The 26593-nt window shown below is 73.8% G+C and carries 25 protein-coding genes; 7 read left to right on the top strand and 18 right to left on the bottom strand.

All coding sequences use genetic code 11. The features are described from left to right. Positions 1-80: 80 nt before the first annotated feature. Complete coding sequence (locus tag BJ981_RS26995) at positions 81-710, bottom strand: hypothetical protein (protein WP_184614982.1); 630 nt, start codon at positions 708-710, stop codon at positions 81-83. 692 nt (positions 711-1402) lie between these two features. On the opposite strand from BJ981_RS26995, the gene BJ981_RS27000 reads away from it, so the two are divergent. Continuing rightward, entirely contained in the window at positions 1403-1987 is a 585-nt protein-coding gene (locus BJ981_RS27000) for a hypothetical protein (protein WP_239139401.1), read from the top strand. Further along, positions 1980-3080: a hypothetical protein gene (locus BJ981_RS27005; protein WP_184614984.1), complete on the top strand. Its 1101-nt coding sequence runs from the start codon at positions 1980-1982 to the stop codon at positions 3078-3080. Before BJ981_RS27000 ends, BJ981_RS27005 begins: the two co-directional genes overlap by 8 nt. 60 nt (positions 3081-3140) lie before the next feature. Here BJ981_RS27005 and BJ981_RS27010 read toward each other — a convergent pair whose 3' ends face one another. From BJ981_RS27010 to BJ981_RS27045, 8 genes are all read right to left on the bottom strand, one after another. Next, positions 3141-3518, bottom strand: coding sequence for a 4Fe-4S dicluster domain-containing protein (locus tag BJ981_RS27010; RefSeq protein WP_184614986.1), 378 nt, complete (start codon positions 3516-3518; stop codon positions 3141-3143). Next, positions 3515-5089 carry an FAD-dependent oxidoreductase gene (locus BJ981_RS27015; protein ID WP_184614988.1) on the bottom strand — a complete coding sequence of 525 codons (1575 nt, stop codon included), beginning with the start codon at positions 5087-5089 and terminating at the stop codon, positions 3515-3517. The genes BJ981_RS27010 and BJ981_RS27015 overlap by 4 nt, the downstream gene beginning before the upstream one ends. Further along, entirely contained in the window at positions 5086-6069 is a 984-nt protein-coding gene (locus BJ981_RS27020) for an ABC transporter substrate-binding protein (RefSeq protein ID WP_184614990.1), read from the bottom strand. Before BJ981_RS27020 ends, BJ981_RS27015 begins: the two co-directional genes overlap by 4 nt. After that, positions 6066-6410 (bottom strand): 4Fe-4S dicluster domain-containing protein, encoded by a 345-nt coding sequence (locus BJ981_RS27025; protein ID WP_184614992.1) that lies wholly within the window; start codon positions 6408-6410, stop codon positions 6066-6068. Before BJ981_RS27025 ends, BJ981_RS27020 begins: the two co-directional genes overlap by 4 nt. Beyond that, on the bottom strand, positions 6407-8047 hold the full coding sequence (locus tag BJ981_RS27030; RefSeq protein WP_184614994.1) for an FAD-dependent oxidoreductase: 1641 nt from the start codon (positions 8045-8047) through the stop codon (positions 6407-6409). Before BJ981_RS27030 ends, BJ981_RS27025 begins: the two co-directional genes overlap by 4 nt. Then, the gene (locus tag BJ981_RS27035; RefSeq protein ID WP_184614996.1) at positions 8044-8823 is read right to left on the bottom strand and encodes an ABC transporter ATP-binding protein; all 780 of its coding nucleotides are present in this window, start codon (positions 8821-8823) and stop codon (positions 8044-8046) included. Before BJ981_RS27035 ends, BJ981_RS27030 begins: the two co-directional genes overlap by 4 nt. 34 nt (positions 8824-8857) lie before the next feature. Then, positions 8858-9712 carry an ABC transporter permease gene (locus BJ981_RS27040; protein WP_184614998.1) on the bottom strand — a complete coding sequence of 285 codons (855 nt, stop codon included), beginning with the start codon at positions 9710-9712 and terminating at the stop codon, positions 8858-8860. A gap of 301 nt (positions 9713-10013) precedes the next feature. After that, a complete protein-coding gene (locus tag BJ981_RS27045; RefSeq protein ID WP_184615000.1) occupies positions 10014-11498 on the bottom strand; it encodes a pentapeptide repeat-containing protein in 1485 nt (494 codons plus the stop codon). 208 nt (positions 11499-11706) lie between these two features. Between BJ981_RS27045 and BJ981_RS27050 the strand changes: the two genes are divergently transcribed. Both BJ981_RS27050 and BJ981_RS27055 read left to right on the top strand, forming a co-directional pair. Then, complete coding sequence (locus BJ981_RS27050) at positions 11707-14139, top strand: ExeM/NucH family extracellular endonuclease (protein WP_184615001.1); 2433 nt, start codon at positions 11707-11709, stop codon at positions 14137-14139. Between the two features lie 175 nt (positions 14140-14314). Continuing rightward, complete coding sequence (locus BJ981_RS27055) at positions 14315-14695, top strand: DUF8711 family protein (protein ID WP_184615003.1); 381 nt, start codon at positions 14315-14317, stop codon at positions 14693-14695. Between the two features lie 71 nt (positions 14696-14766). Here the strand turns inward: BJ981_RS27055 and BJ981_RS27060 are convergent, their stop codons facing one another. The 5 genes from BJ981_RS27060 to BJ981_RS27080 form a co-directional block, all read right to left on the bottom strand. Continuing rightward, a complete protein-coding gene (locus BJ981_RS27060; protein ID WP_184615005.1) occupies positions 14767-15963 on the bottom strand; it encodes a cytochrome P450 in 1197 nt (398 codons plus the stop codon). 35 nt (positions 15964-15998) lie between these two features. Then, entirely contained in the window at positions 15999-17369 is a 1371-nt protein-coding gene (locus BJ981_RS27065) for an NAD(P)/FAD-dependent oxidoreductase (protein WP_184615007.1), read from the bottom strand. Continuing rightward, the gene (locus BJ981_RS27070) at positions 17359-17568 is read right to left on the bottom strand and encodes a ferredoxin (protein WP_184615009.1); all 210 of its coding nucleotides are present in this window, start codon (positions 17566-17568) and stop codon (positions 17359-17361) included. The genes BJ981_RS27065 and BJ981_RS27070 overlap by 11 nt, the downstream gene beginning before the upstream one ends. Before the next feature lie 185 nt (positions 17569-17753). Continuing rightward, positions 17754-18098 (bottom strand): hypothetical protein, encoded by a 345-nt coding sequence (locus BJ981_RS27075; RefSeq protein ID WP_184615011.1) that lies wholly within the window; start codon positions 18096-18098, stop codon positions 17754-17756. Between the two features lie 63 nt (positions 18099-18161). Next, complete coding sequence (locus BJ981_RS27080; RefSeq protein WP_184615013.1) at positions 18162-19013, bottom strand: SDR family oxidoreductase; 852 nt, start codon at positions 19011-19013, stop codon at positions 18162-18164. A 129-nt stretch (positions 19014-19142) separates the two neighbouring features. Between BJ981_RS27080 and BJ981_RS27085 the strand changes: the two genes are divergently transcribed. Then, positions 19143-20105 (top strand): LysR family transcriptional regulator, encoded by a 963-nt coding sequence (locus BJ981_RS27085; protein WP_184615015.1) that lies wholly within the window; start codon positions 19143-19145, stop codon positions 20103-20105. 102 nt (positions 20106-20207) lie between these two features. Then, positions 20208-20606 carry a thioredoxin gene (gene trxA, locus BJ981_RS27090; RefSeq protein WP_184615017.1) on the top strand — a complete coding sequence of 133 codons (399 nt, stop codon included), beginning with the start codon at positions 20208-20210 and terminating at the stop codon, positions 20604-20606. Between the two features lie 66 nt (positions 20607-20672). Here the strand turns inward: trxA and BJ981_RS27095 are convergent, their stop codons facing one another. Then, positions 20673-22013, bottom strand: a complete 1341-nt coding sequence (locus tag BJ981_RS27095) for a class II 3-deoxy-7-phosphoheptulonate synthase (protein WP_184615019.1) — start codon at positions 22011-22013, stop codon at positions 20673-20675. A 295-nt stretch (positions 22014-22308) separates the two neighbouring features. Here BJ981_RS27095 and BJ981_RS27100 point away from each other — a divergent pair, with 295 nt between their 5' ends. After that, positions 22309-22881 (top strand): hypothetical protein, encoded by a 573-nt coding sequence (locus BJ981_RS27100; RefSeq protein WP_184615020.1) that lies wholly within the window; start codon positions 22309-22311, stop codon positions 22879-22881. A gap of 147 nt (positions 22882-23028) precedes the next feature. On the opposite strand, the gene BJ981_RS27105 is transcribed toward BJ981_RS27100, so the two are convergent. From BJ981_RS27105 to BJ981_RS27115, 3 genes are all read right to left on the bottom strand, one after another. Next, positions 23029-24027 carry a phosphotransferase family protein gene (locus BJ981_RS27105; RefSeq protein WP_184615022.1) on the bottom strand — a complete coding sequence of 333 codons (999 nt, stop codon included), beginning with the start codon at positions 24025-24027 and terminating at the stop codon, positions 23029-23031. Positions 24028-24150: 123 nt separating this feature from the next. Continuing rightward, positions 24151-25041: an aldose 1-epimerase family protein gene (locus BJ981_RS27110; protein ID WP_184615024.1), complete on the bottom strand. Its 891-nt coding sequence runs from the start codon at positions 25039-25041 to the stop codon at positions 24151-24153. Between the two features lie 290 nt (positions 25042-25331). Continuing rightward, the gene (locus BJ981_RS27115) at positions 25332-26528 is read right to left on the bottom strand and encodes a cytochrome P450 (RefSeq protein ID WP_239139402.1); all 1197 of its coding nucleotides are present in this window, start codon (positions 26526-26528) and stop codon (positions 25332-25334) included. Positions 26529-26593: the final 65 nt, after the last annotated feature.

The raw sequence follows: 26593 nt of genomic DNA on the forward strand, positions 1-26593 counted from the left end.
CTCTGTCCGTGGCCGGTCAGGAGTGCGCCAACCGACGGGCCGCTTTCGGCGCGGCGGGTAACCGGATCGCCGGGCGGGGTTCAGGCGACCTGGTGGGTGATGGTGCCGGAGTAGACGCCCGACACGACGGACGCGGGGATGGTGATCACGAGCGTCGGCTGCCAGCCGGTGACCTGGGTGAGCGGTGACTTGGTGCCCTTGAAGGCGACCTGGGTGGTCGACAGGGAGACGCGCTGGTCCGCGGTGGCCTGTCCCGGGGTCCGGGTGCCGCCGCCGGAGGAGACGGTGACCGGGCCGGACCAGTAGGCGACGTTGGCGCGGGAGATGGTCTGCGACGCCGACCCGGCGCCGGTGGTGAAGTTGGTGGACGACACCGTGGCGGTCCACCCGGCCGAGCCGTTGCGGGAGTCCTCCACGGAGACCGTGCCCATCCCGGCGCTGAGCGTGCGGCCGAGGATGCCGTTGCCGAGGTTCGCCGACGCCGGCACGGTGATCGTCAGGGTGTTGGCCAGCGCCGCGGTCCGGTGGCGGCGTGCGCCGGAGCGGCCGGGCCGCCTTTCCCGTACGGCGGGCGGGGTCTCGCCGAGCCCGGGTTCGACGCGTTCGGGGCGGGCGCGGCCGGGCGTCCGCCGCGCCTGGTCCTCGGGCCGGTCGCCTGGGTGCGGCGGGGCGGCCGGATCCTCCGAGGGGGCCGGGCCCGCGGATGGCATGGACGGGGACGATGCCGGGCCCGGGTCAGGCGATGTGGACGGCGATGCGGTGGGCGAGGCGCCGGGTTCGGGCTGCGCGGCGTCCCAGTCCGCCGCCGGAGAGCGAGGCAGGGGGTCCCGCGGCACGGCCGCGTCGGACGAGGCCGCCGGCGCGCTCAGCGCGCCGGCCAACGTGATCGAAGCCATCAGCCGGGCGCCGTGACGTCTCCTCATCGATTTCCCTTGGAAGCTCCTCGCACGCACCGCGCGATCTGGGCGCCGGTCCCGTGACCGGTCGGACAAAGCATTGGCAGCCTAGAGTTCCAGAGCGGGCAGTGTCACCTTCCTGTCCCCGCGTACCGCAAATACGGCGCAAAGAAGCCTCGAAACGCCCGCGCCACCGGGGTGAAGGGGGCCGTCATATAGCCATATCACCAGGTAGGGGCGGTAGATGAGGTTCGTGGGAAAATAGCTGGACGGGAGTGGCCCAGGACGTACCTCCCCGTCCGTTCCACGCTCGGCAAAACATCGCGAATCACGCTCCCGCCGCCCAAAACAATCCCCTTCCCCCGATGATTTCCGGGCCCTTCAAGAGGCGATCAAAAATTGACAGACGGCTCATCCCGCCGGTTTCGCCGAGGTGGCCGGGGAGCACTATCTGATCGCCTGCGAATGCCACCGGGCGGTGGCATGAATCAAGGGGGTCCGGCACCTTGCCTCACACACATCGTTTCGGCGCCGCGCTCGGCGCCGCCGTCGTCACCGGCGCCCTGCTGGTGGCCCTGCCCACCGCGCCCGCCGAGGCCGGCACCTGTCCCGCCTCGACCACCTGCCCCACCACCGTGACGTTCTCGGTGACGGCGCCGGACTCGCTCACGATCACTGTGCCCGACGGCCCGGTGAACATCGGCGGCAACACCCCGGGCAACCAGGTCACCGGGCAGCTCGGCCTGGTCACCGTCTCCGACCAGCGGGCCTCGCTCACCGCCACCTGGACCGCGACGGTGTCCGCCAGCAGCTTCACCACCGGCGGCGGCACCGCCGCGGAGACCATCCCGGCGAGCAGCGTGCAGTACTGGTCGGGTCCCGCCACCGCCACCACCGGAACGGGCACCTTCGTGCCCGGTCAGGCCAACGCGGCGGCGGCGGTGACGCTCGACCAGCCCCGCACCGCGTTCAGCAAGACCACCGGCTCGGGCGACAACTCGGCGACCTGGAATCCCACGCTGATCGTCACCATCCCCGCCCAGGCGGTGGCGGGCACCTACACGGGCACGGTGAGCCACCAGGTTGCCTAACCCACCCTCCCGGCGGCGCCCGCGCGCCTCGGCGCCACTCGGGGGCCTGCGCGGGGCGCTGCCGCTCATGCTCGCCGTCCTGGCCCTCGCGCCGGTCACCGCGCACGCCGCCGCCACGTCTCCACGCCTGGCCGCCACGTCTCCGCGCTCGGCCGGCACGTCTCCGCGTCCGGCCGCGCCGGGCGGCCGGATCGGCATCGGGCTGGCCGAGATCCCCGCCAGCCGGCTCGACGACCCGCGGGCCCGCGTCTACATCGACGACCACGTCAACCCCGGGACCACCTTCCACCGGCGCCTGAAGGTCTACAACATCTCCGCCAAGCCCCGGCACATCACGCTGTACGCCGGCGGCGCGGCCATCAAGGACCACCGCTTCACCTTCGGGCCCCCGTCCACCGGCAACGAGCTGGCCTCCTGGATCACGCTCGACCGCACCGAGCTCGACCTGCCCCCGTACCGCAACGGGCTGGTCAGGGCCACCGTCGCCGTGCCGTCCTGGGCCACGGAAGGCGAGCGGTACGCCGTCATCTGGGCGCGGGTCGCCACCGGCAAGCCGGACCGCACGGCGAACGTGGCGCTGGTCAACCAGGTCGGCGTCCGGGCCTACCTCCACGTGGGGCCCGGCGGCGAGCCCCCCACGGACTTCGAGATCGGCGAGGTCCGCCCCGAGACCACCGCGGGCGGCGGGCGGCGGATCGTGGCGGCCGTCACCAACACCGGCCGGCGCGCCATCGACCCCCAAGGGCAGCTCTCGCTGCTGGACGGCCCGAGCGGCCTCAAGGCCGGTCCCTTCCCGACGACCCGCGGCACCACCTTGGCCCCAGGTGAGCGCGGCCAGGTCGCCGTGCCGCTCGGACCCGACCTGCCCGACGGCCCGTGGAAGTACCGCCTGACCCTGCAGAGCGGCCGCGTCACCCACACCGCCACCGGCGCCCTCACCCTCGCGCGGCGCCCGGCCCCTCCGCAACGCCCGGCCGTGTCCTGGCGCCCCCTGGCGCTCCTGCTCCTCGTCCCCGCCGGCCTGGCCGGTGCGGCCCTGCTGCTCCTCCCCGGTCTGCGCCGCCGCGTCCGCACCGGCAGGGCGGCGCCGTGACCACGACGTCCCGCGGCCCGGCGGCTTCCGGGAACGCGGGAGCGGTGGCGCGCGGCGGGGTCAGCGCGGCGGCGTGGCGGGCTCGTCCGGGGGGCGGGCCGCCAGGCGGGCGGTGAACAGGTGGTTCTTGTCCAGGCGGCTGCCGGGGACGCGCCCGCGGCCCCAGCCGATCTGGTCGCGGTACCGGCCGAGCGCGCCGGACTCCGCCAGCGCCGCCTCGTCGGTGTACGGCGAGCCGGGCGGGGCGGGGCCGGAGAAGGGCGCGACGAACAGCGCGTCGGCCGGGCAGTGCGCCTCGCACATGAAGCAGGTCTGGCAGTCCTGCTGCCGGGCGATGACCGGCAGGCCGTCCCCGCCGGTCTCGAACACATCCATCGGGCACACCTTCAGGCAGATGTCGCATCTCACGCAGCGCTCGGCGCTCACGACCTCGATCACGCGGCGGCCTCCTCGGGCGCGGTCCACACCTCGTCCAGGCCCCCGGCACGGATGCGGTGGGTCAGGCGGGGGTCGGGGGCGGGCAGGTCCTCGCGCTGGTGCATGCCGCGCGACTCGGCGCGGGCCAGCGCCGCCCGGTACATCCAGCGCGCGTGGGCGACCATGGCCGCGGCCTGCCGGGCGCGCAGGGCGTCGCGTCCCTCGCCGGAGAGGTGGGTGGCGACGTGCCGCCACAGGCCGTCGAGGGTGTCCAGCGAGCGCCGCAGGCCCTCGGCGGTGCGGAAGTAGTTGCGCTCCAGCGGCAGCACCTCCTGCTGCACGGCCGCCACCACCTCGGCGGCGTCCGGCGCGCCCGGCGGCCCCGACGGGCGTAGCCCCGCGCCGCCCGCGGGCGCCGCCGAGGTGGGACGGCCGCGGGCCGCGTGCGCGGCGGCGGCGGCGCCGGCCCAGGTGCCCGAGGAGATGGCCCAGGCGCCGTTGTGGCTGCCCCCGCCGCTCACCGCGCCGGTGATGAGCTCGCGTGTGGCCACGTCGCCCGCCGCGAACAGACCGGGCACGGTGGTGGCGCACCCCTCGCCGGTGACGCGCAGCCCTCCGGTGCCGCGGACCGTGCCCTCCAAGACCATGCGGACGGGGTAGGCCTGCGTGAACGGGTCGATCCCCGCCTTGTCCAGGGGGAGGAAGTAGTTGGGCTGGGCCTGGCGCATCGCCGCGCGCAGCTCGGGCGGCGCCTGGTCCAGGCGAGCGTGTACGGGCCGGCCGTCCGCCAGCAGCCGGGCGATCGGGCGCCTGGCCATGCCGCCGACCTCCAGCGCGCGGCCGTCCTCGTCGTAGTAGGTGGCGAACTGCATCATCAGGCCCTTGGTGTGCGACCCGTAGGCGGGGGAGAGCGCGTAGGCGTTGGAGAACTCCATGCCCGACAGCTCGGCCCCCAGCTCGGCGGCCATCAGGTGGCCGTCCCCGGTGTCCACGTTGAGGCCGAACGCCCCGGAGAGGAACGCGCACCCGCCGGTGGCCAGCACCACCGCCCCGGCCCGCACCTCCCACGGCGCGCAGCCGAGCTGGCGGCGGATCCCGGCGGCGCCGCCCGCGGCGCCCTCCGGCGTGACCAGCAGCTCCAGGGCCGGGTGGTGGTCGAGGATCCGCACGCCGGAGCGGTGCGCCCTCCTGCGCATCCGGCGCATGTACTCCGGGCCCTGCAGGCTGCCGCGCCGCTCGACGCCGTCCTCGTCCTCGGGGAAGGGGTACCCCCAGTCGGCGAGCCGGTTGACCTGCCGGTAGGTCTCGTCCAGGACGCGGGCCATCCACCGCCGGTCGGTCAGGTGGCCGGCGAGCGTCTCGCGCGCGGCGATCGCGGCCTCGCGGCGGGCCGGGTCGGGCGGCAGGTACCACAGGTTGTTGCCGCCGGAGGCCGCCGAGCCGCTGGTGCCGCAGTACCCCTTGTCGGCGAGCACGACCTCGGCCCCGGCCTCGGCGGCGGCCACGGCGGCCCATGCCCCCGCGGGCCCGCCGCCGATGACCAGCACGTCGGCCTCGGCCACGAGCGCGCCGCCGGGGGAGGGGCGGCTCATCGGCGCGCCCCGGGGGCGATCCAGTCGTCGATGGCGAAGTCCTTCTTGACGAAGGCCTGCTGGACCAGGAACTTCTTGGTGTTCTCCAGCAGCGTCAGCCCCTGCGGGGTGAACGGCTGCTCGGGAAGCTGGCTCGCGAGCGTCGTCTTCCTGGTCACCTCGGCGGGGAAGCCGCCGACCTTCTCCGCGAACGCCAGGTAGCCCTGCCAGTCGGCCTTGGCCTGCCGGGTGCCCTCCGCCTGGGCCGCCTGCCAGGCGGGCACCAGGCCGGCGTGGTCCTTCAGGAACGCCTCGGGCACGACGGTCGCGCTGGTGCCGAGGTAGGCCGGGTGGTCTTCCGAGGCCACGTCGATCACGGGGTAGCCCTTGCTCCTGAGCAGCTCCAGGTTGGCGGCGGGCACGGCCGCCGCGTCCACGTCCCCGCGCTCCAGGGCCGCCTCGACGTCGGTGTTGTAGATGTGGACGATCTCGGCGGGCCTGACGCCGAGGTCGCCGAGGGCGCCGAGCAGGTACCGGTGGATGTAGGAGCCCTTCTGCGTGGCGACCTTCCGGCCGGCCAGCCCGGCCAGGGACGTGGGGCCGCCCTGCTTCTTGGTCACCACCCCGGCGTCGATGCCGACCGTGCTCTGCGCGATGAGCCGGGTGGGCTGCCCGGCGCCCCGTGCCACCAGGGCCGGGGTGTCGCCGTAGGAGGCGACGTCCAGCTCTCCGGCGACGAGGGCCTGGTTGAGGTCCGGGCCGTTGGGGAAGGAGTAGACCTCGATCTTCCGCACGCCCGCCCCGGTGAGCAGGGGCAGCAGCTTGCCCTTGTCCTGCAGGTAGCCGAACACGCCGGTCAGCTTGTTGCCGCTGCCGATGACGCCGATGCGCAGGGTGTAGCCGGACGAGGCCGCCGCGCCGTCGCCCGCCCCGGCCTGCCCGCACGCGCTCAGGGCCAGCACGGCGGCCAGCAGCACGGGCAGTGTCCGCCGGGCGCTCATCGGGCGCCGCCCCTCGGCAGCTCCGGCCCGACGGCCCGCACGGCTCCGGGAGTGCGGCCGTGTCCCCATCCGATCTCCTTCCGATAGCTTCCGAGCAGTCCCGTCGCCGCCAGGTGCCCCTCGTCCCGCAGCGGCGACCCGGCGGGGGCCGGCGAGGTCTGCGGCGCCACGAACAGCGCGTCCACCGGGCAGTACGCCTCGCACATGAAGCAGGTCTGGCAGTCGTCCAGGCGCGCGATCACCGGGACGCCGTCCCGGCCGCGGTCGAACACGTCGGTGGGGCACACCTCGACGCAGCGGTCGCACGCGACGCAGCGGTCCCGCGACACGATCTCGATCATGAGGCGGCCCTCGCGACGTCGCGGGCCAGGGCGGCGTACTCCAGCGGGCCGACCGGGGCCACCGGGTCGGGACGCACGTGGATCTCGTCCAGCCCGCCCACCAGGAGCCGGTGCCGCAGGGCCGGGTCGGCGGCGGGGTGGTCCTGCCGCTTGTGCATGCCGCGGGTCTCCGGCCTGGCCAGCGCGGCGGTGTACATCCAGCGGGCGTGCGCGGTCATCGCCGCCGCCTGCCGGGCCCGCACCCCGTCCGCGCCGTCCGCGCGCAGCGAGGAGCGCAGCCGCGCCCAGGTACCGTGCAGCGACGCCAGCGCGGGCGCGAGCCGGTCCCCGTGCCGCAGGTAGTTCTTGTCGTAGGGGTGGACCTCGGCCTGGACGGCCGCGACCACCTCCCGGTACTCCTCCGCGCCGCCCGCGGAGCCGGTGGGGCGCAGGCCCGCGCCGCCGGCCGCGGTGAGGGGCCGCCGCGTGGCCGCGGGGCCGAGGGAGGCCGCGTGCCGGGCCGCGCCGCGCCCCGCCCACGTGCCCGACGAGATCGCCCAGGCCGCGTTGTGGCTGCCGCCGCCGGTGAAGCCGCCGCAGATCAGCTCCCGCGTCGCCGCGTCCCCCGCCACGTACAGGCCCGGGACGGTGGTCGCGCAGTCGTCGCCGGAGACGCGGACGCCGCCGGTGCCGCGCACGGTGCCCTCGAGCAGCAGGGTGACGGGGAAGCGCTGGGTGAACGGGTCGACGCCCATCCGGTCGAACGGCAGGAAGAAGTTGGGCTGCCCGAGCCGCATCGCCGTGCGCGTGGCCTCGTCGGCGCGGTCCAGGCGGCAGTACACCTTGCCGGTCAGCAGCTCGCGGGCGATCACCGAACGGCCCTTCTGGCTGCCCGCGCCCTCCAGCACCGTGTCGTCCTCGCGGTAGAACGTCGCGAACGCGTAGTAGGCGGTCTTGGTGACCGAGGAGAACTCGGGCGCGATCGCGTAGGCGTTGGAGAACTCCATGCCGGACATCTCCGCGCCCACCTCGGCGGCCATCAGGGCCCCGTCGCCGGTGTTGACGTCGCAGCCGAGCGCCCGGCTGAGGAACGCGCAGCCCCCCGTGGCGATGACGACGGCGCCCGCGGCGACCGTGAACGGCAGGTCCTGCCTGCGCCGGTGGCCCGCCGCGCCCGCGACCGCGCCGCCGGGGTCGGTGAGCAGCTCGGTGACCGGGCTGTGGTCCAGGATCCGCACACCGGCGCGGCGCAGCAGGATGCGCATGCGCCGCATGTACTCCGGCCCCTGCACCCCGCGCCGCAGCGGCGTGCCGTCGTCGCGCACCGGGAACGGGTACCGCCCGACGACGGCCAGCTCGTCGACGCCCTCGTAGGTCTGGTCCAGGACGCGCGTCATCCAGCGCCGGTCGGCCAGGTGGCCGCCGAGGCCCTCCCGGCCGGCCATCGCCTCCTCCCGCGCGGCGGGGGCGGGCGGCACGTACCACACGCCCGTGCCCGCGGAGGCGGTCGCGCCGCTGGTCCCGCAGTAGCCCTTGTCGGCGAGGACGACGTCGGCGCCCGCCTGCGCGGCCTTGTAGGCGGCCCAGGCCGCGGCGGGGCCGCCGCCGACGACCAGGACGCCCGCCGTGAGCCGCAGCGTCTCCCGGGGTGTGCTCATGAAAGCTCCTCAGCTTGCTCTTCGTGTCCGAGGTCGGGGTTCACGCCGAGGCCGAGGAGCAGCCGGCGGCGCAGGGTCGCGAACCGGGGGTGGTCCAGCGAGCGGGGCCGGGGGATGTCGATGACGAACTCCTCGGCGACCTTCCCGTCCGCCAGCAGCAGGGCGCGGTCGGCGAGCAGCAGCGCCTCCTCGACGTCGTGGGTCACCAGCAGGACGGCGGGGCGGTGCTGGGTCCACAGGCGCGCGACGAGGGCCTGGGCCTTCAGCCGGGTGAGCGCGTCCAGGGCGCCGAAGGGCTCGTCGAGCAGCAGCAGCTCCGGGGTGCGCACCAGCGCGCGCGCCAGGGCCACGCGCTGGGACTCCCCGCCGGACAGGGTGGTCGGCCAGGCGTCGGCGCGGGCGGCCAGGCCGACCTCGGTCAGCGCCTCCAGCGCCCGCGCGCGCAGGCCGGGGCCCGACAGGCCGAGCGTGACGTTGCGCCACACCTTGGACCACGGCAGCAGGCGGTGCTCCTGGAAGACGATGGCCCGCCGCTCCGGCACGTCCAGGCCGCCCTCGGCGTGCGGGTCGAGCCGGGCCACGGCGCGCAGCAGCGTGCTCTTGCCCGAGCCGCTCGCGCCGAGCAGCGCGACGAACTCGCCGGGGGCGATGTCCAGGTCCACCGCGTCGAGCACGACGCGCCCGGAGAACGCGCGGCGCAGGCCGCGCACGCGCACACCGTGCCCGGCGAAGGAGACGGCGGGGGGCGGCGCGGCCGTGGCGCCGTGGGCGGTCATGCGGCGGCCTCGCGGGCGGCGGTCATGGGGCGGCTCATTTCGCGGTGAAGCCCCGGCGCCAGGCCAGGGCGTGGCGTTCGAGGACGCGGACGAGCAGGTCGGTGGCCAGCCCGAGCAGGGCGTACACGGCGAGGACGACGAACACGACGTCGGTGCGCAGGAACTCCTTGGCGTCGGTGACCAGGAAGCCGATCCCGGCGGTCGTCGCGGTCTGCTCGGCGACGACCAGGCTGAGCCAGCCGATGCCGAGCGCCTGCCGGAGGCCGACGAGGATCTGCGGCAGCGCGCCGGGCAGGATGACCCGGCGGATCAGGGCGAACCCCTTGACCCCGCAGGAGCGCGCCGACTCCACGAACCGCTCGTCCACGCTCCTGATGCCGTGGAAGACGTTGACGTACAGCGGGAAGATCGGGCCGATCGTGATCAGCGCGATCTTCGAGGTCTCGCCGATGCCGAACCAGATGATGAACACCGGCACGAGCGCGAGGTGGGGGAGCATCCGCAGGGCCTGGACGGGGGCGTCGATGACGTCCTCGAACAGGCGGACCAGGCCCGCGGCCAGGCCGAGGACGAGCCCCGCGCCGAGGCCGAGCGCGAGGCCCTTGGCCACCCTGCCGAGCGACACGGCGAGGTGGTGCTGCAGCTCGCCGGTGCCGATCAGGTCGAGCGCCGCCTCCCACACCCGGGTCGGCGGCGGCGTCGTCGAGCCGAGCCAGCCGCTGGAGGCGCCGATCTGCCAGAGGACCAGGATCGCCGCGAGGCCGGCGAGCCTGCGCGCCCGGGCGGTGAGCCGGGCGAGGACCCCGGCGATCGGGGATCGCGCGGCGCGTGCCGGGGGATCGCCGGGGATCTCCAGGGACGCGGGGGCGTTCAGGACCGGTGAAGTCATCGAGAGCGGCTCCTTGGGCGGGTCCGCGCGCGCCGGAGGGACGCGCGGCCGTGCCGGGGGGACGTCGGCCGGCGTGGGGCGCCGGGCCCGGGGGACGATGCGGGACGGTGACCGGAGGGCCGCGCGGGGCGCGGCGTCGTACGGCGGCGGGGACGCGCGCCGGGAACAGGATCGCTATGGCGTCGAGCCCGATTTGGGGGGACTCGTCATACCGACACCCTAATTCCGGTATTACCTACTGTCCAGACTGGAAATAGAGGTTAAGTGGCCGGCTTCCCTTACGCGCCCGCCCGGAGCGGGGTCAGCGTGCCAGGGTGATGAGCCGGTGGACGGCCGGGGGCGGGACGGCGGGGCGGTGCGCCGAGGGGGTGGGATGGCCGATCGGGCGGCGGGCGGGCTGCGCCGCGGCGGTCCAGCACAGCGCGCCGGCGGTGACCGCCGCGGCCGCCGCCACCCACCCGAGCGTGCGCCCGATCCGCAGCCCGTACCCACAGGCCAGCCAGTACAGCGACAGCAGCAGCCTCGCCCTGCCCGGCGGGCTCGCCAGCCGCCGCATCTCCATGGCGCCGAAGCGGAAGTCCGCCGAGGTCCGCGCGTCGTCCACCGCCGGGCGCAGCCGCTCGTACAGGACGGCCAGGCGTCCCGGATCCGCGGCCCGCTCACCGGTCAGGGACCAGCCCCGCCAGGCGTGCTCGTCCGCCAGCACCCGCCGCCTCGTCCACCACCGGATCGGCGGCCAGCGCAGGCCGAGCCGCACCCCCGGCGGCGTGCGCGCGAACAGGCAGCCCGACAGCCGCAGGCCCTCGGGACGGCGCAGCCCGCCGAGGCCGCACGCGCGCAGGTCCACGCCGGTCAGCGTGAGCGCGGGCGCGTCCAGGCGGTCCAGGGAGATGACGCGCAGCCGTCCCGCGTGCCGGGTCAGCGCCGCGGGACCCGCCAGCGCCGCGTCCCGCAGGTCCACGTCGGCGTCCGACAGGCGCGCGGCGAACCGCCCGCCGAAGTCGGCCGCGCGCAGGTCCACCCCGCAGCCGCCCGTGTCCACGCTCAGCGCCGCGAACGCGCGCGCCTCGGTCAGCGACAGCCGCCGTCCGACGCGCATCGGCCCGAGGTAGGCGGGGCCGTGGAACCGTACCCCCTCGAACCCCGCCGTCCCCCCGCAGGCGGCCGCGCGCAGCGACAGCGCCCTGCGGAAGCGCGCGCCGCGGAAGATGGCGTCGCCGTCGAAGGTGGTGCCGTCGAACGCCGCGAACCCGTGGAACTCCGCGCCGCGGAACGAGGCGTCCCTGCCGAACCGGGCCTCCCCGAACAGCGCGTCGCTGCCGAAGTGGGCGCGGTCGAAGGCGCCGTGGCCGCGCACCCGTGATCCGTGCATCGTGAACTCGCGGCGGAAGCGCGCCTCGCCGAAGGACACGTTGCGCGTGAAACGGGTCCCGAAGAACGAGGCCAGCCGGTCGAACCGCGCGCTGTCGAACGTCGCGTCGCCGGTGAAGACGACCTCGCCGAAGCGCGCGGGGCCGGTGAAGAGGGCACGGTCGAACCGCGCCCTGCCGAGACGGTGCTGCACGGCGTCGAGCACCCGGGTGAGCAGGTCCTCGTCGAGCGACGTGCCGCGCAGGTCCACGCCCTGGCCGGGGGCCAGGCCGCGTAAGACCTCCTCCACCTCGGCGGGGGCGAGATGGGCCAGGCAGCGCGCGTACGGGCCGGCGGCGACGCCCACGCACTGCGGCGAGGCGTCGCACGTCCTCCATTCGACATCGAGGGGGATGATTTTCAGCGGGGATCCCATGGCAAACTCATACCCAATGTCAGGCAACGGGTAGCTAAATCGTGATGGAATGGTGACACACGGTCGCCGATGATTCCGTTGACCCTGGTCGGAACCCCACAAGGGGACGGCTCGTCACTCCACATCCAGTGTCAAGATTCTCCCTTTTCACCTTCTATATAGGTCTAGTACGAGATAGAGCGAGTTATCGCGCTTACGCTGCCGGATCATGCGTGCTCTATCCCGGGCGCTCGCCGCCCTAGCCGCCGCCGGCGTGGCCATCGCCGGTGCCGTCGTCCTCGCCACGTCCCCGGCCGCCGCGGAACCGGGGACCGTCGTGATCAGCCAGGTGTACGGAGGTGGCGGGAACTCCGGCGCCCCGCTCACCAACGACTTCGTGGAACTGTTCAACCGCAGCGGTTCCGCCGTCCCCCTCGACGGCTGGTCCCTGCAGTACGCCAGCGCCACCGGCACGGGGAACTTCGCCGCCAACAAGCTGAACCTCGCCGGTTCGCTGGCCCCCGGCCAGTACCACCTGGTGCAGCTCGCCGCGGGCACGACGCCGTCCGGATCCCTGCCCGCCCCCGACGCGACCGGCACGCTCAACCTGAGCGGCACCGCCGGCAAGGTGGCGCTGGTCCGCTCGCCCGACGGCCTGGCCTGCAACGGCGGCTCGGCCCCCTGTTCGGCCGAGCAGCGGGCGCTGGTCGCCGACCTGGTCGGATACGGCACGGCCAACTTCTCCGAGGGCACGCCCGCCCCGGCGCTGACCAACGCGACCGCGGGCCTGCGCGGCGAGCACGGGTGCGCCGACACCGACGACAACGCCGCCGACTTCACCACCGGCGCCCCCGCGCCGCGCAACTCGGCCACCACGCCCGCCCCCTGCGGCGCCGAGCCGACGCCGTCCCCGACGCCGACCGGCAGCCCGACCCCGACGGACTCGCCGACCCCCACGGACTCGCCCACCCCGACGGTGACGCCGACGCCCACGCCGACCGAGACCCCGACGCCGACCCCCAGCCCCACGGGCGCGCCGTGCGAGCTCCCCGCCACCCACCAGATCGCCCAGATCCAGGGTGACGGCGCCGCCAGCCCCCTCGCCGGCGCCGCCGTCCGCGTCGAGGGCGTCGTCACCGGCGACTACCAGGGCGCCGGCCAGTTCGGCGGGTTCTACATCCAGGATCCGACCCCTGACGCCGACCCCGCCACCTCCGACGGCCTCTTCGTGTTCACCACCAGGCCCGCCGCGACCGGTGACCGCGTCCTGGTCAGCGGCACCGTCACCGAGTTCAACGGCCTCACCGAGCTGTCCCCGGTCACCGCCGTCGACGTCTGCGGCGCCGGCACGGTCAAGCCCGCCAAGGTGAGGCTGCCGATCGCGGAGGGCGCGAGCCTCGAACCGCTGGAGGGCGTGCTCGTCACCTTCCCCGAGAAGCTCACCGTCTCCGAGGTCTACAACCTCGGGCGCTTCGGCGAGATCACCCTGTCCTCCGAGGGGCGGCTGTTCCAGCCCACCGACCGCGAGGGCGTGGACCCGTCCCTGAACGCGCGCCGCACGATCCTGCTCGACGACGGCTCCAACACGCAGAACCCGCCCACGCTGCCGTACCACACCGCGGGCTCGAACACCGTGCGCGTCGGTGACACGACCACCGCGCTCACCGGCGTCCTCACCTACGGCTTCAACGTCTACCGCGTCCAGCCGGCCCTGCCCGTCGCCTTCCAGGCCGACAACCCCCGCCCGGCCAAGCCGGAGAAGGTCGGCGGCGACGTCCGGGTGGCGAGCCTCAACACCCTCAACTGGTTCACGACGCTGAACAAGCGCGGCGCCAACACCGCCGAGGAGCGCGCCCGCCAGCTCGCCAAGCTCGTCGCCACCCTGCGCGGCCTCGACCCCGACGTGGCCGGGCTCATGGAGGTCGAGAACAACGGCGCCACCGCGCTGAACACCCTGGTCGACGCCCTCAACGCCGAGGTCGGCGCGGGCACCTACAAGGGCGTCGTCGCCCCCTACACCGGCACGGACGAGATCCAGGTCGCGCTCATCTACAAGCCCGCCGTGGTCAAGCCCATCGGCCTCCCCGCCTCCTCCGGCGACCCGGTGTTCCGCCGTCCGCCGCTGATCCAGCAGTTCCAGCGGGCCAAGGGCGGCGACGGCACCTCGTTCACGCTGATCGTCAACCACTTCAAGTCCAAGGGCTGCGACGGCGCCACCGGCCCCGACCAGGACCAGGGCGACGGCCAGAGCTGTTTCAACGCCGAGCGCGTCCGCCAGGCCCAGGCCGTCCTCGGCCTCGTCGACACCTACAACCTGCCCAACCCCGTCGTGCTGGGCGACCTCAACGCCTACGGCGAGGAGGACCCGATCCACACCCTTGAGGACGGCAAGCTGGTCAGCGTCAGCAAGAAGTTCCTCACCAAGAAGGACCGCTACAGCTACGTCTTCGGCGGCCTCTCCGGCGAACTCGACCACGTCCTGGTGGGCAAGAAGCTCCTCAAGCTCGTCACCGGCGCCACCATCTGGCACATCAACGCCGACGAGGGCAGATTCCTCGACTACAACACCGAGTTCAACCCCCCGTACCTCTACTCCCCGGAAGCCTTCCGCTCCTCCGACCACGACCCCCTCCTCTTCGGCCTGGACCTGAAGAAGAACTGACCCCGCCAGACGAAGGACCCCGGCCCCGGCCGGGGTCTTTCTCGTTCACCGCGCCGTGCGCGGGTACGGCGGGCGGTGTGGGGCGGTGGCCTGCCGTGCAGGCGGGATGTAAGCGGGTTGTAAGGGGGCGTCCCTAGCGTGGTCCTCGTTCGAAGATCACAAGGAAAGGCACATAATGTCCCTCAACCTCCCCCGTCACGCTCTCGCCGTCGTCGCGACGGCGGTGCTCGTCTCGCTCACGACGGGATGTGGCGGCGGTAGCACCAAGGCGGTCTGCGAGGACGCGCTGAAGGCGTTCCAGGACTACAGCACCCAGGCCGCCGCGGGCGCCGGCAACCTGGAGGCGTTCAACACGGCGACCGCCGGCCTGGCCGCCAAGCTCAAGGACCTGTCCGGCAAGGCCGACGGCGACCTGAAGGCCACCCTGACGGACCTGTCCACCACCTGGGGCGGCATCAAGATCGACGTCTCCAACCCCACTGCGGCCACCGAGCTGACAAAGCTCACCACCCAGGCCACCGACGCCACCCAGCGCCTGGCCAAGAACTGCTCGTAGCGCCCCGCGTCCCCACGAAGAGCCCCGGCCACCGCCGGGGCTTCCTCATGTCCCGGCGAGCCGAGGAGGCGTCACAGTTCGACGGGGAGGTGCCGGGGGCCGCGGAGCATGGCGTTGTGCCGGTAGGCGGGCGGGTCCCGCAGGAGCGTCGCGGCGCCGAGGTGGGGGATCAGAGCGCCGAGTGCGGTCTGAGCCTCGACCCGGGCCAGCGGCGCGCCGTAGCAGAGATGGACGCCGCCGCCGAAGCCGAGGTGCTGGTTGTCGGTGCGGGCGGGGTCGAACCGTTCGGGATCGGGGAACCGCTTGGGGTCGCGGTTGCCGGAGGCCAGCACCAGGATCAGGGGCACGCCCTTGGGGACGGTGACGCCGGCGACGTCGATGTTGGCCAGAGGGGTGCGCCTGCGGATCTGGACCGGGGGCTCGTACCGCAGCAGTTCCTCCACCGCCGCGGGGAGCAGATCGGGTTCACGGCGCAGCCGGTCCAACTGGTCGGGGTGGCGCAGCAGGGTGAGCACCCCGTTGGCGATCAGGTTGACCGTGGTCTCGTGCCCGGCGACCAGCAGCAGCACGGCGGTGGCCGCGAGCTCCTCCCGGGTGAACGCTCCGCCCGGCTCGTTGACGAACGCCGAGAGCATGTCGTCGCCGGGGTGGCCGCGGCGCCCCTCGGCGAGGTCCACCAGGTACCGGCCCATCTCCGTCAGAGCCTGCTCGCCGGCCGTCCGCCGTTCGCCGGGGTCCTGGCCGGGCGTGATGTCCGCGACATCGACGATCGCGGCGGACCACTCCCGGAACACCGGCTCGTCCTCCCGGGGCACACCGAGCAGCCGGCAGATGACGGTGACCGGCAGCGGGTAGGCGAAGTCCTCCACGACGTCGATCCGCGTGCGGCCCTCCAGCGCCTCGGCCAGTTCCGCGGTGATCGAGGCGATCTGGCCGCGCATCGCGTCCACCCGGTGCGGGCTGTGCGGAGGGCCGAACGGCCGCATGGCCAGGCCGCGCAGCCGGTGGTGCTCGGGGTCGTCGAGCCGGATGAAGGAGAGCTGCCCCGCCTCCGGGACCACCTCGCGGTATGGAGGGGCGAGGTTGCGGGGGTCGGAGCTGACCCGCGGATCGTGCAGCAGCGCGGCGATGTCGTAATAGGTGCCGACCAGGTAGCTTCCATCGGTCTGCCGAACCACCCCCGCCTCGCGGAGCTCGGCGTACAGCGGGTAGGGGTCGGGGCGGTTGGCGTGGTCGGTGATCCGCTCCAGCAGGGTGTCGACGGCCATGCGGGCTCCTGGTGGCAGGGAAGGGACGGCGAGGATCAGCCGCCGGGCCGGACCAGAGTCAGCCGGCGGTCGGGCAGGTGGCCGGTGAGCGCGACGGTGGGACCGTGCAGGAGCCCCCGAGGGTCGGGCACGTTGGAGGGGACCGGGAACTCGGTCACCAGCGGGTGGCCGTCGGCCGCGCCCGGACCGGGCGGGAACGGGGCCGCGGTCTCGATCAGGCCCTGGTAGTGCTCCAGCCACTTGGCCATGTTCACGGTGACCGCGGCGGTCACGCGGCCCCGGTAGCCGTAGACCGCCACCAGACGGCGTTCGCCGAGCGAGCCCTGGGCGATGACCACCTGGTCGGAGAAGGAGGGGACGCCGACGGACTTGACGTTCACCCCGAACTGGCTGGACCAGAAGACCGGGACCGCCAGGTGCGGGCGCCGCAGCGGCCCCGGACTGACCATGTTGTGGGCGGCGACCCCGGCCTGCGCGACCGCGTTGCCCCAGTGCTCCAGGGCGAGCATCTGGTACTCGAACAGCGGGTGCGGGAAGCGGGCGACGTCGCCGGCCACGAAGACGTCGTCGGTGACGATGCCGTAGGCGTCGAAGACACGGCACCCCGCGTCGCAGGCGACCCCCAGCCGGCCCGCGGCCAGCCCGGAGTCCGCCAGCCATTCGGTGTTGCGGACCGCCCCCATCGCGACGACGCACACGTCCGCGTCGACGCGGTCGCCGTCCGACAGGTCCGCGCCGGTGAAGCGGCCGTTCCCCCGCAGCGCGGTCACCGTCACCCCGCAGCGCAGGTCCACCCCGTGCGCCCGCTGCAGCCCTGCCGCGAGCTTCGCCAGCGTCCCGCCGAGCGCGCCCACCAGCGGTGCGGGGCCACGTTCCGCGACGGTGACCTCGATGCCCCGCTCCCGGCAGGCCGAGGCGATCTCCGAGCCCGTGAAGCCCCCGCCGATCACCAGCACCCGGCGCGGCCCCGCGGCCAGCCGCTCGGCCAGGCGCGCCGCGTCGTCGGCGGTGCGCAGGGTGAGAACCCCGTCCAGGGCCGCCTGCGCCGGGTCGGGCCAGGGCCGTGCCCGCGTCCCGGTGGCGATCAGCAGCCGGTCGTAGGGCAGCGACTCGCCGTCGGCCAGCAGCACCCGCTTCCCCGCCGCGTCCAGACCCGTGGCCGCCACCCCCAGCCGCCAGTCCGCGTCCAGGCCCCGGCGCGCGGGAAGCGCGGTGGCGTCCGCCGCGGCCTTGCCGAGCAGCACCTGTTTGGACAGCGGCGGCCGGTCGTAGGGCGGGTGGGGCTCGTCTCCCACGACGGTCAACGAGCCGGTGAAGCCCTCCTCGCGCAGCGTCTCGGCGGCCCGCAGCCCGGCCAGCGACGCGCCGACGATGACGATGCGGCCCTGGTCGAGATCACGGGGCATCGGCCCTCACCTGCTCACCCACGAGGATGGCCTGGACGGGGCACGCCGCCGCGGCCTGGCGTACCCGGTCGAGCAGGCCGGCGGGCACGTCAGGGTCGTACAGCAGCGCCTCCTCGCCGTGCAGCTCGAACACCTGAGGGGCGAGGAACACGCACTGCGCGTAGCCCTGGCAGCGGGTGAGGTCCACCACGATCCGCATCCGCGCCACCCCCTGAGTCGCCGGGCGCCCGGTCGTCTGTCCCGGGTTCGGGAAGGAACGTCGGTGAGCAGTCTCGCGCGTCCGGTCCTGGACACCGGTACGCCGAGCCCGGCCTTTGCCCCAACTCAGACGATTCATTGGACCGGACGAGACCGGTGCCGCCGGCCGGGGCATCACCGGCGGGGTCACCCGTGGGGACGGTGAGTGAGGAGCTCGTTGAAGATCCTCACCACCTCGGGGCGGTGGAGGGGGCCGACGTGGGGCGCCGCGACGCTGCGTACGTCGGTCGGGTTGTCCGGCGTGAGACGGTCGGCCTCGCTGATGAACCGGTCCTGTAGCGCCGGGGGAATCAGCCGGTCGAGGGTGAAACGGACGTAGGTTCGCGAAATGCGGCCCCAGGTGTGCGCCTCGCCCCGCGCCTCGGCCATGGGGATGGTGGCGGTCTCGTCAGGTTCGAGCATGTTGAGCAGCCGGCTCACCCCCTCGTCGGTGAAGTCGGCGGCGAGGGCCTCCTTGACGCCGCGGAACACGGCCGGGTCGGCCGAGCGCCAGTTGAGCCGGTCACCTTCCGGCGGAGGTCTCCGGGTACGGCACTAGGCACCGGCGGCGGTCAGGTCGTCGCGGTCGGTGGTCATGGCGATCGGGCGCTGGGCGCGTACCGCGCTCAGGCGGGCGTGCAGGGCGTCGTGGACCAGTCGGTAGGCGTCCGAGCCGAGCAACTGGCGGCGCGGCGGGTCCGCGTGGACGCCGATGCGGATCATCGCCTGGGCTACCTTGCGCGGATCGCCGGGCATGTCCCGCAACGCGACGGAGGACTCGCCGTGGGTGAAGGCGGCGGCCTGGGTCCCCGCGTAGGCGGCGAGCTCGGAGGGCGCGACGTCGGCGGACGCGTAGAAGCCGGTGGCGACCATGCCCGGTTCGATGAGGGTCGTGCGGATGCCGAATGGTTCGACCTCCTGCGCGTAGGCCTCGAAGAACCCCTCGATCGCCCACTTGCTCGCGTGGTACAGCGACAGCGCGGGGTAGGCGATGTGCCCGCCCATGCTGGAGGTCTGCAGGATCCGGCCGCCGCCCTGCTCACGCAGGTGCGGCGTGACCGCGCGGACGAGCTGGATCGGGGCCGTGACGTTGGTGTCGAGCTGGCGGCGGATCTGCTCGTCGGTGAGCTCCTCGGCCAGGCCGATCAGTCCGTGGCCGGCGTTGGACACGACGACGTCGATCCGCCCGAGGTCGGCGAACGCGCGGCGGACGACCTCGCGCATCCGCGCGGTGTCGGTGACGTCGAGCTCGGCACGCCACAGCCGGTCGGTGTGGCGGTCGGCCAGTTCGTCGAGCCGGGAGGGATCGCGCAGGGTGGCGGCGACACGGTCACCGCGCCCGAGCAGGATCTCGGTCATTTCCCTGCCGAAACCGCGGGACGTGCCGGTGATGAACCAGGTCCTCATGTCAGTGCTCCTCCGATCAGGGTGCCGGTCTCCGAGCCGGTTTCCGATGTCCATGACATCGCCGAGCGCGGACCGGCATCAACGACGAACACCGGCATGTCCGACAGGCGGAGCCTGTCACTATGGGGTATGGAGCTTCGGCAGTTGGAGTACGCCGTCACCGTCGCGGAGGAACTGCACTTCGGCCGGGCCGCGGCGCGGTTGCACGTCACCCAGCAGTCCGTCAGCGAGCAGATCCGCCGCCTGGAACGCGAACTCGGCGCCCCCCTGTTCACCCGCACCAGCCGGCGGGTGACGGTGACCGCGGTGGGGGAGGTGTTCCTGCGCGAGGCGCGCGGTGCGGTGGCCGCCGTGCGCCACGCTCTCGACGTCGGCCGCCGCGCCGCCGCCGGCACGCTGGACGACGTGAGCGTCGGCTACGCCGAGGACCTCGGCCCGCGGCTGTTCCAGCTCGCGGTGCCCGCGTTGCGCGCCCGCCTTCCCTCGGTCCGGCTGGCCCCCTGCCCGATGACCACCCCCGACCAGCTCGCCGCGCTCACCGGCCGCCGTCTCGACGTCGGCTTCTGCTGGACCGCCGAGCTCCCGCCCGGCCTCGACTCGCTCCTGGTGACCCGCGAACCTCTCGTGGTCGCGCTGTCCGCCGGTCATCCCCTCGCGGGCTCCGACACGATCGATCCCGCCCGGTTGTCGCACGAGCCGCTGGTCACCGTCGAGCGCGCCGTCAACCCATGGCTGCACGACCACTTCGTCGGCCAGCTCGAGGCCCGCGGCGCCACGGTGACCATCCACCGGGAGATATCCAGCCTCGACCGGCTCCTGCCGTTGGTGCTCACCGGCTCCGCCGTCGGGCTCACCGTCGTCGGCGCCGCCGCGGCCAGGCCCTTCGCCGGAGTCGTCTACCGCCCCTTCAGCGAGCCGAGCCCCTACGCCGACCACAGCGTCGTCTGGCGGCGCGACGCCGCCGGACCCGCCGTCGCGGCCCTCGTCGACGTCGTCCGCGAGCTACGCGACGCCGGAGCCTTCATGCCCCCGGAACTCGGCCGGCCGCATCAGGAACCGGTCCGTGGCGACAGGATTCTCGGCGACAATTGACCGCATCCGGCTACGGACCGGGCGGGTTCGTGTGCGGAATGCGGTGAACGGGTACATGGTTATGCCGTTCGACACGACGAGAGACGAGACGAGGAGCCATCTGTGGCGACGATCGCGGTGACCGAGTCCAACTTCAACGAGATCGCCGACGAGGGGATCGTCCTCCTCGACTTCTGGGCCGCCTGGTGCGGGCCGTGCCGCACCTTCGGGCCCATCTTCGAGAAGGCGTCCCAGAAGCACGCGGACATCACCTTCGGGAAGATCGACACCGACGCCGAGCGGGCGCTGGCGGAAGGGTTCGACATCACCTCGATCCCGACCGTGATGGCCATCCGTGACGGCATCGTGGTCTTCGCCCAGCCGGGCGCCCTCCCCGCTCCCGCCCTGGAGGACCTGATCACCCAGGTCCGCGCGCTGGACATGGACGCCATCCGCAAGGAGATCGCCAACGACATCGACTCCGGCCGCGCCGAGGGCCCGGAGGACGGCCGCCGTCCGTGAGGATCGCGCCCCCCTGAACATGACAGAGCCGGCCTTCGCTTCCGCGGGGGCCGGCTCTTCGTGCGATCAGCTCAGGCGGTACAGCTCGGCGACGCGGAAGGCCAGGTCCAGCGACTGGCCGCGGTTGAGGCGGGGGTCGCAGGCGGTCTCGTAGCGCAGCGCCAGGTCCTCCTCGACGATGGGGTGGCCGCCGCCGACGCACTCGGTGACGTCGTCGCCGGTGAACTCGATGTGGATGCCGCCCGGGTGGGTGCCGAGCGCGCGGTGCACCTCGAAGAAGCCCGCCACCTCGTCGAGCACGTCGTCGAGCCTGCGGGTCTTGTGCCCGCTCGGGGCCTCGAAGGTGTTGCCGTGCATCGGGTCGCAGATCCAGGCGATCTGCGCGCCGCTCGCGCGGATCTTCTCGACCAGCGGCGGCAGGGCGTCGCGCACCTTGGAGGCGCCCATGCGCGCGATGAAGGTGAGCCGCCCGGCCTCGTTGGCCGGGTTGAGCTTGTCGATCAGCGCCAGCGCCTCCTCGGGGGAGGTGGTCGGGCCGAGCTTGACGCCGATGGGGTTGCGGATGCGGCTGAAGAACTCCACGTGGGCGCCGTCGAGCTGGCGGGTGCGCTCGCCGATCCAGACCATGTGGGCCGACACGTCGTACGGCAGGCCGGTGCGGGAGTCGACGCGGGTGAGGGCGCGGTCGTAGTCGAGGATCAGGGCCTCGTGCGAGGAGTAGAACTCGACCGTGTGGAACTCCTCGGGATCGGCGCGGCAGGCGTGCATGAACGCCAGGGCCTGGTCGATCTCGCGGGCGAGTTGCTCGTAGCGGCGGCCCGCGGGGGACTCGGCCACGAAGTCCTGGTTCCAGGCGTGGACCTGGCGCAGGTCGGCGTACCCGCCCTTGGTGAAGGCGCGGGCCAGGTTGAGCGTCACCGCGGAGGAATGGTACGCCCGCAGCAGGCGCACGGGGTCGGGCGTGCGGGACTCGGGGGTGAAGTCGAAGCCGTTGACCATGTCGCCGCGGTAGGCCGGGAGCTCGACGCCGCCGCGGGTCTCGGTCGGCTTGGAGCGCGGCTTGGCGAACTGCCCCGCCAAGCGGCCGATCTTGACGACGGGGACGCGGCCGGCGTAGGTGAGCACGATGGCCATCTGCAACAGCGTCTTCAGCTTGTTGCGGACGTTGTCGGCGGTGGCGCCGGCGAAGGTCTCGGCGCAGTCACCGCCCTGGAGGACGAACGCCTCGCCCCGCGCGACGGCGGCGAGACGGTCCTTGAGCTCGTCGCACTCTCCGGCGAACACGAGCGGCGGCAGGCCGTGCAGCTCGGCGACGACGGACTCCAGCGCGGACCGGTCGGGCCAGTCGGGCTGCTGGGCGGCGGGGAGGTCCCGCCAGCTATCGAGGTTGATCGGTTCGGCGCTCACCCTGAAAGGCTATTGCACGCCGTGGGGTCCCACCGAGGTCGTGTCCACAGGGTGAGAAAGATTTCCGGGGCCGGGTCCCGCGGGATGCCGGGCGCGCCGGGGATTCCGGGGGTGCCTCTGGGGTCCGCGCGTGGCCGGAAGGCGCTACGGGGCCGATGGAACGCCGCCCGCGCGCCGGCGACACCGGGCGGGGCGCGGCAGGAATAACCGGGGGCTTCGCGGGCAGTCGGAGGGCGCCCCCTCAAGGGGCAGGCACCGAGCGACGTGGAGTTGAGGTCACATGATCATACTGGGCATGTTACTTGTCGTGCTCGCCGGAGCCGCTCTGGTGGCGGTGGCGAACGACGGCGCCGGCGGCGTTGCGGCGATCACCGTGCTGGGCCGGACGATCGAGATGTCCGCGCTGGAGCTGTTCCTCGCCGGCGCGGCGACCGCGGCGGTCTTCCTCATCGGCCTGATGGTGCTCACCGGCGGCATGCGCCGTTCCGGGGCCAGGCGCAGGCGGCTGCGCGAGGCCCGCGCCGAGGCCGACAAGGTCGCGCGCCTGGAGGAGGAGAAGCGGACGCTGGAGCGCAGGCTGGAGGCCGAGTCCACGGCCCCGGCGACCGCGCCCCGCGCCACCGGCTACGTCCCGGCCCAGGCCCCCTCGCCGGACTCGGCCGGGAGGCCGCTCGGCCGCCACGCGCACGCCCCGGACAGGGACGGCGACGGCGTCGACGACCGGGCCGAGGCCAGGACGGACAGCACCGACCGTGCCGACCGCGCCGACCGTGCCGACAGGGCGGATCGCGTGGGCGCGGGCGCGCGCCGGCCGGCGGAGCCGCACGACCGGCTCGTGGCGGGCGACCGTGTGGACGAGGGACGCTGACCCGGCGATGGCGACACGCGAGGACGGGCCGGCCGTCCGGGGACCGGGTCCCTGGGCGGCCCTGCCCGCGCGCCGCCGCCTGTCGCGTCCGGTGCGCCACCGCTGCGTACGCCGGCACGTCCGGCCCGGCGCGCGGGAAGGACGTGCTCAGCGCCTCGTGAGCACGTCCAGGCTCCTGGTGAGCCCCTCGGTGGCCAGGCCCCGGATCCGCCCGTAGGACTCCTCCGGGTACTGCCGGGGGCCGTTCTCGACCAGCAGCACCAGGTACAGGTACACGCGGTACATCGCCTCCCGGGTGCGGGCCCCGGGCGTGAGCTCCACCTTGCCGCCCGCCTCGCGGTAGCCGGCGAGGACCGGATCGTCGTCGTCCAGCTCACCGAAGATCGTCGGCGCGACGAAGTCGGCCAGCGGATCGCCCCAGAACGCCCGCTCGTAGTCGATCAGGGCCTGGATGCGCGGCGGCCCCTCCGAGGGCGGGGTCAGGAACACGTTGCCCGGCCAGAGGTCGAAGTGCACCAGCGCGGGCGCGGTGACCTCCTCCAGCGCGGCGGCGTTGGAGTAGACGGCGCCCGCGATCTCCACCAGCGTCCGCGGCAGCGGGGTCGCGTACCGCACGGCGTCGTCCAGCAGCGCGCCGGTCATGGCCAGGAACGCGTCCCGCCAGTTCGTCCCGGTGAGCGCCGCGTAGGGGTAGCCGTAGACGCCGTCGCCGGGGATGCCGTGCAGCGTGGCGATGTGCCCGCCGAGCTGGTGGCGCAGCGACCGCTGGTCGGCCTCGCCGAGCGAGGACGCCTGGTTCCACGGCACGCCGTCCAGCGCCGACATGATCAGGTAGTCGCCGCCGAGCTCGGGGTCGTCGAAGCCGGACTGCAGCAGGCGGGGCAGCGGCAGCCCCGTGGGCGTGGCCAGGTGGTACACCAGCGCCTCGGTGCGCAGCAGGTCGCGCTCGTAGCGGAGCGCCTCCAGGCCGGGCGGCGGGCCGGCCTTCAGCACGACCTGGCGGCCGTCCTTCAGGGTCAGCCGCCACACCGCGTTGGCGAAGCCGTCCAGGAGCTCCTCGGCGGAGCCGACCTCCGCGCCCAGCGCCCTGGCGGCGAGCGCGTCGAGTTGGGCGGGGGTCAGCCGGCGCTTGGTCCTGCTCTCCATTCGGTCACATCACTTAGGTCGGGGGATGAGGGGGGATCGGCGGTGACGCCGGCCGTCACTCGGCGTGGCGGGACGGCGCGCGGCCGGGCCGGTTCCCGGCCGGTGGAAGCCGGGAAGGGACGCTCAGAGGGCCGAGATCGTCCAACCGGCTTCGTGTGCGGCTCCGGGGTCGAGCACCACGAGGTCCGTGCCGGAGTTGAAGGCGTCGGCGGGGCAGGTCATCGGCTCGACGGCGATGCCCCGGTGGCCGAAGCCGGTGCCGGTGCAGACCTGGGCCCACGGCAGCGCCGCGGGGTCCCAGGCGATCCGCACGCCGCCGCGCGGGCCGCGCAGCCGCACCTCGGTGCGGCCGTCCGGCCCCGCGGCCAGGCCGGTGAAGGCGTTGTCGGCGGAGGTCTCGCCGATCGGGCGCGGGAGGCGGAAGTCGAACGGGGTCTCCTCGACCGGGCGCAGGGCGGCGGGCAGGAGCTCCTCGTCGGTGAGCAGGACCCGGTCGGCGGGCAGCGCCAGTTCCCAGCCGCTCTCGGGGCCGTCGCCGGCGATCAGCCAGGGGTGGGTGCCGCAGCCGTAGGGGGCCGGGCGGTCGCCGGTGTTCTCGGCGGTGAGGGTGGTGGTGAGGCCGCCAGGGCCGAGGGCGTGCCGGACCTCCAGGCGCAGCCGGAACGGGTAGCCGGGGGAGGGCTCGACGGTGTGGGTGAGCCGGACGGAGGCGTCGCCGTCCTCGTGCGGCCCGGCGGCCCGCCAGCCGGCGAAGGCGACGAGGCCGTGCAGGGCGTGGCCGCGCTCCGGCTCGTTGACGGGCAGCCGGAAGGTCTCGCCCCGGAAGGTGTAGCGCGCGTGGGCCACCCGGTTCGGCCACGGCGCGAGCAGCGTGCCGCTGTAGAAGGGGACGGGGCCGTCCTGCGGCCAGCTCGTCACCAGATCGCGGTCACCGTGCCGGAGGATCCGCAGCGCGCCGCCCGAGCCGGATATCACGGCGCGGTAGTCGCCACCCTGGATAACGTACTGAGGCACGGGGATCCTCTCATCGGCCGGTGAAATCGCCGCGAACCGGGAGAAACCCGGGCGGCAGCCTCCATCATCCCCGTTGCCACGCGGTGATCAAAATTTAGCCATGCTGTGAAGGTATGGCAAGGGAGCGCTCCCACGGCCCGGGCCCGCGTAATTGTCAAGTATGGTGTCGGATTTTCTGGCACATCATGTCAAGTCTCCTCGTGATCGTGCCCGCGGTGTGGAATCGCTCCCACCGGCCGTGCCCGTCCGCGGCCCGCCGGGGGGAGCGGGCCGTACGCGCGCGGGCCGCCCTACCAGGCGACCGGGAGCGTGTGGACGCCGTAGATGGCCCTGCTCGTCCGGGTCGGCACCTGCTCGGCCGGCAGGTCCAGGCGCAGGCCGGGGAAGCGCCGCAGCAGCGCGGGGTAGGCCACGCGCATCTCCATGCGGGCGAGCTGCTGGCCGAGGCACTGGTGGACGCCGTGCCCGAAGGACAGGTGCCCGGCGGCCTGCCGGGTGATGTCCAGGCTCTCGGGGTTCTCGAACCGGGCCGGGTCGCGGTTGGCCGCGGGCAGCGAGAGCGTCACCGAGTCGCCCGCCAGGATCACGTGGCCGTCGATCTCGACGTCCTCGCGCGCCGCGCGCACCGGCCCGAGGTGGACGATCGTCAGGTACCGCAGCAGCTCCTCCACCGCCGAGCCGATCAGCGCGGGGTCGGCGCGCAGGGCGGCGAGCTGGGCGGGGTTGCGCAGCAGGGTGAAGGTGCCGAGCGCGAGCATGTTGGCCGTGGTCTCGTGCCCGGCCACCAGCAGCAGCACCGCCACGCCGGTGACCTCGTCGGTGGTGAGCCCGCGGTCGGCGGCCAGCGCGCTGATCAGGTCGTCGCCCGGCTCGGCCCGCTTCAGCGCCACCAGCTCGCGGGTGAAGTCCATCAGGTCCTCCAGCGCCTCCCGCACCTGATCGGGCGTGGAGGACAGGTCGAGCAGCGCGGCCGAGCGCCGCTGGAAACGCTCGTGCCCGCTGTAGGGCACGCCGAGCACCTCGCAGATGACCAGGGACGGGATGGGCAGCGCGAACTCCCGCACCAGGTCGGCGGGCGTGCCGGACGCCTCCATGGCGTCGAGGTGCTCGCCGGTGATCTCGGCGATCCTGGGCTCCAGCGCCTGCACCCTGCGCACGGTGAAGTGGCCCGCGAGACGGCCGCGGAAGCGCGTGTGCTCGGGCGGGTCCTTCTGCAGGAAGAACCCGGGAACGTCCTCCAGGATCCGCTGGGTCGCCCGCTGGCCGATCGGCGGGTGCAGCAGCTTGGTGTCGGTGGTGAACCGCGGGTCGGCCAGCACGGCGCGGGCCGTGGAATAGCCGGTCACCAGCCAGCCGACGTGGCCGTCGGCGTAGAGCATCGGGCGAATGGGTCCCTCTTCGCGCCATCGGCGCAGCGCCGCGGGAGGATCGAAGGGGTTCTGGCGGCCGAGGGGAAGGGTCACGGGGCTCGACATGGCTTGGGTCACGAGGCGCTCCTTCCAGTCCTGCTAAGACCGTACAAGCCATGAAATTTCGGTGAATTAAGGCAGTT

The sequence above is a fragment of the Sphaerisporangium krabiense genome (assembly GCF_014200435.1).
GTDB lineage: Bacteria > Actinomycetota > Actinomycetes > Streptosporangiales > Streptosporangiaceae > Sphaerisporangium > Sphaerisporangium krabiense.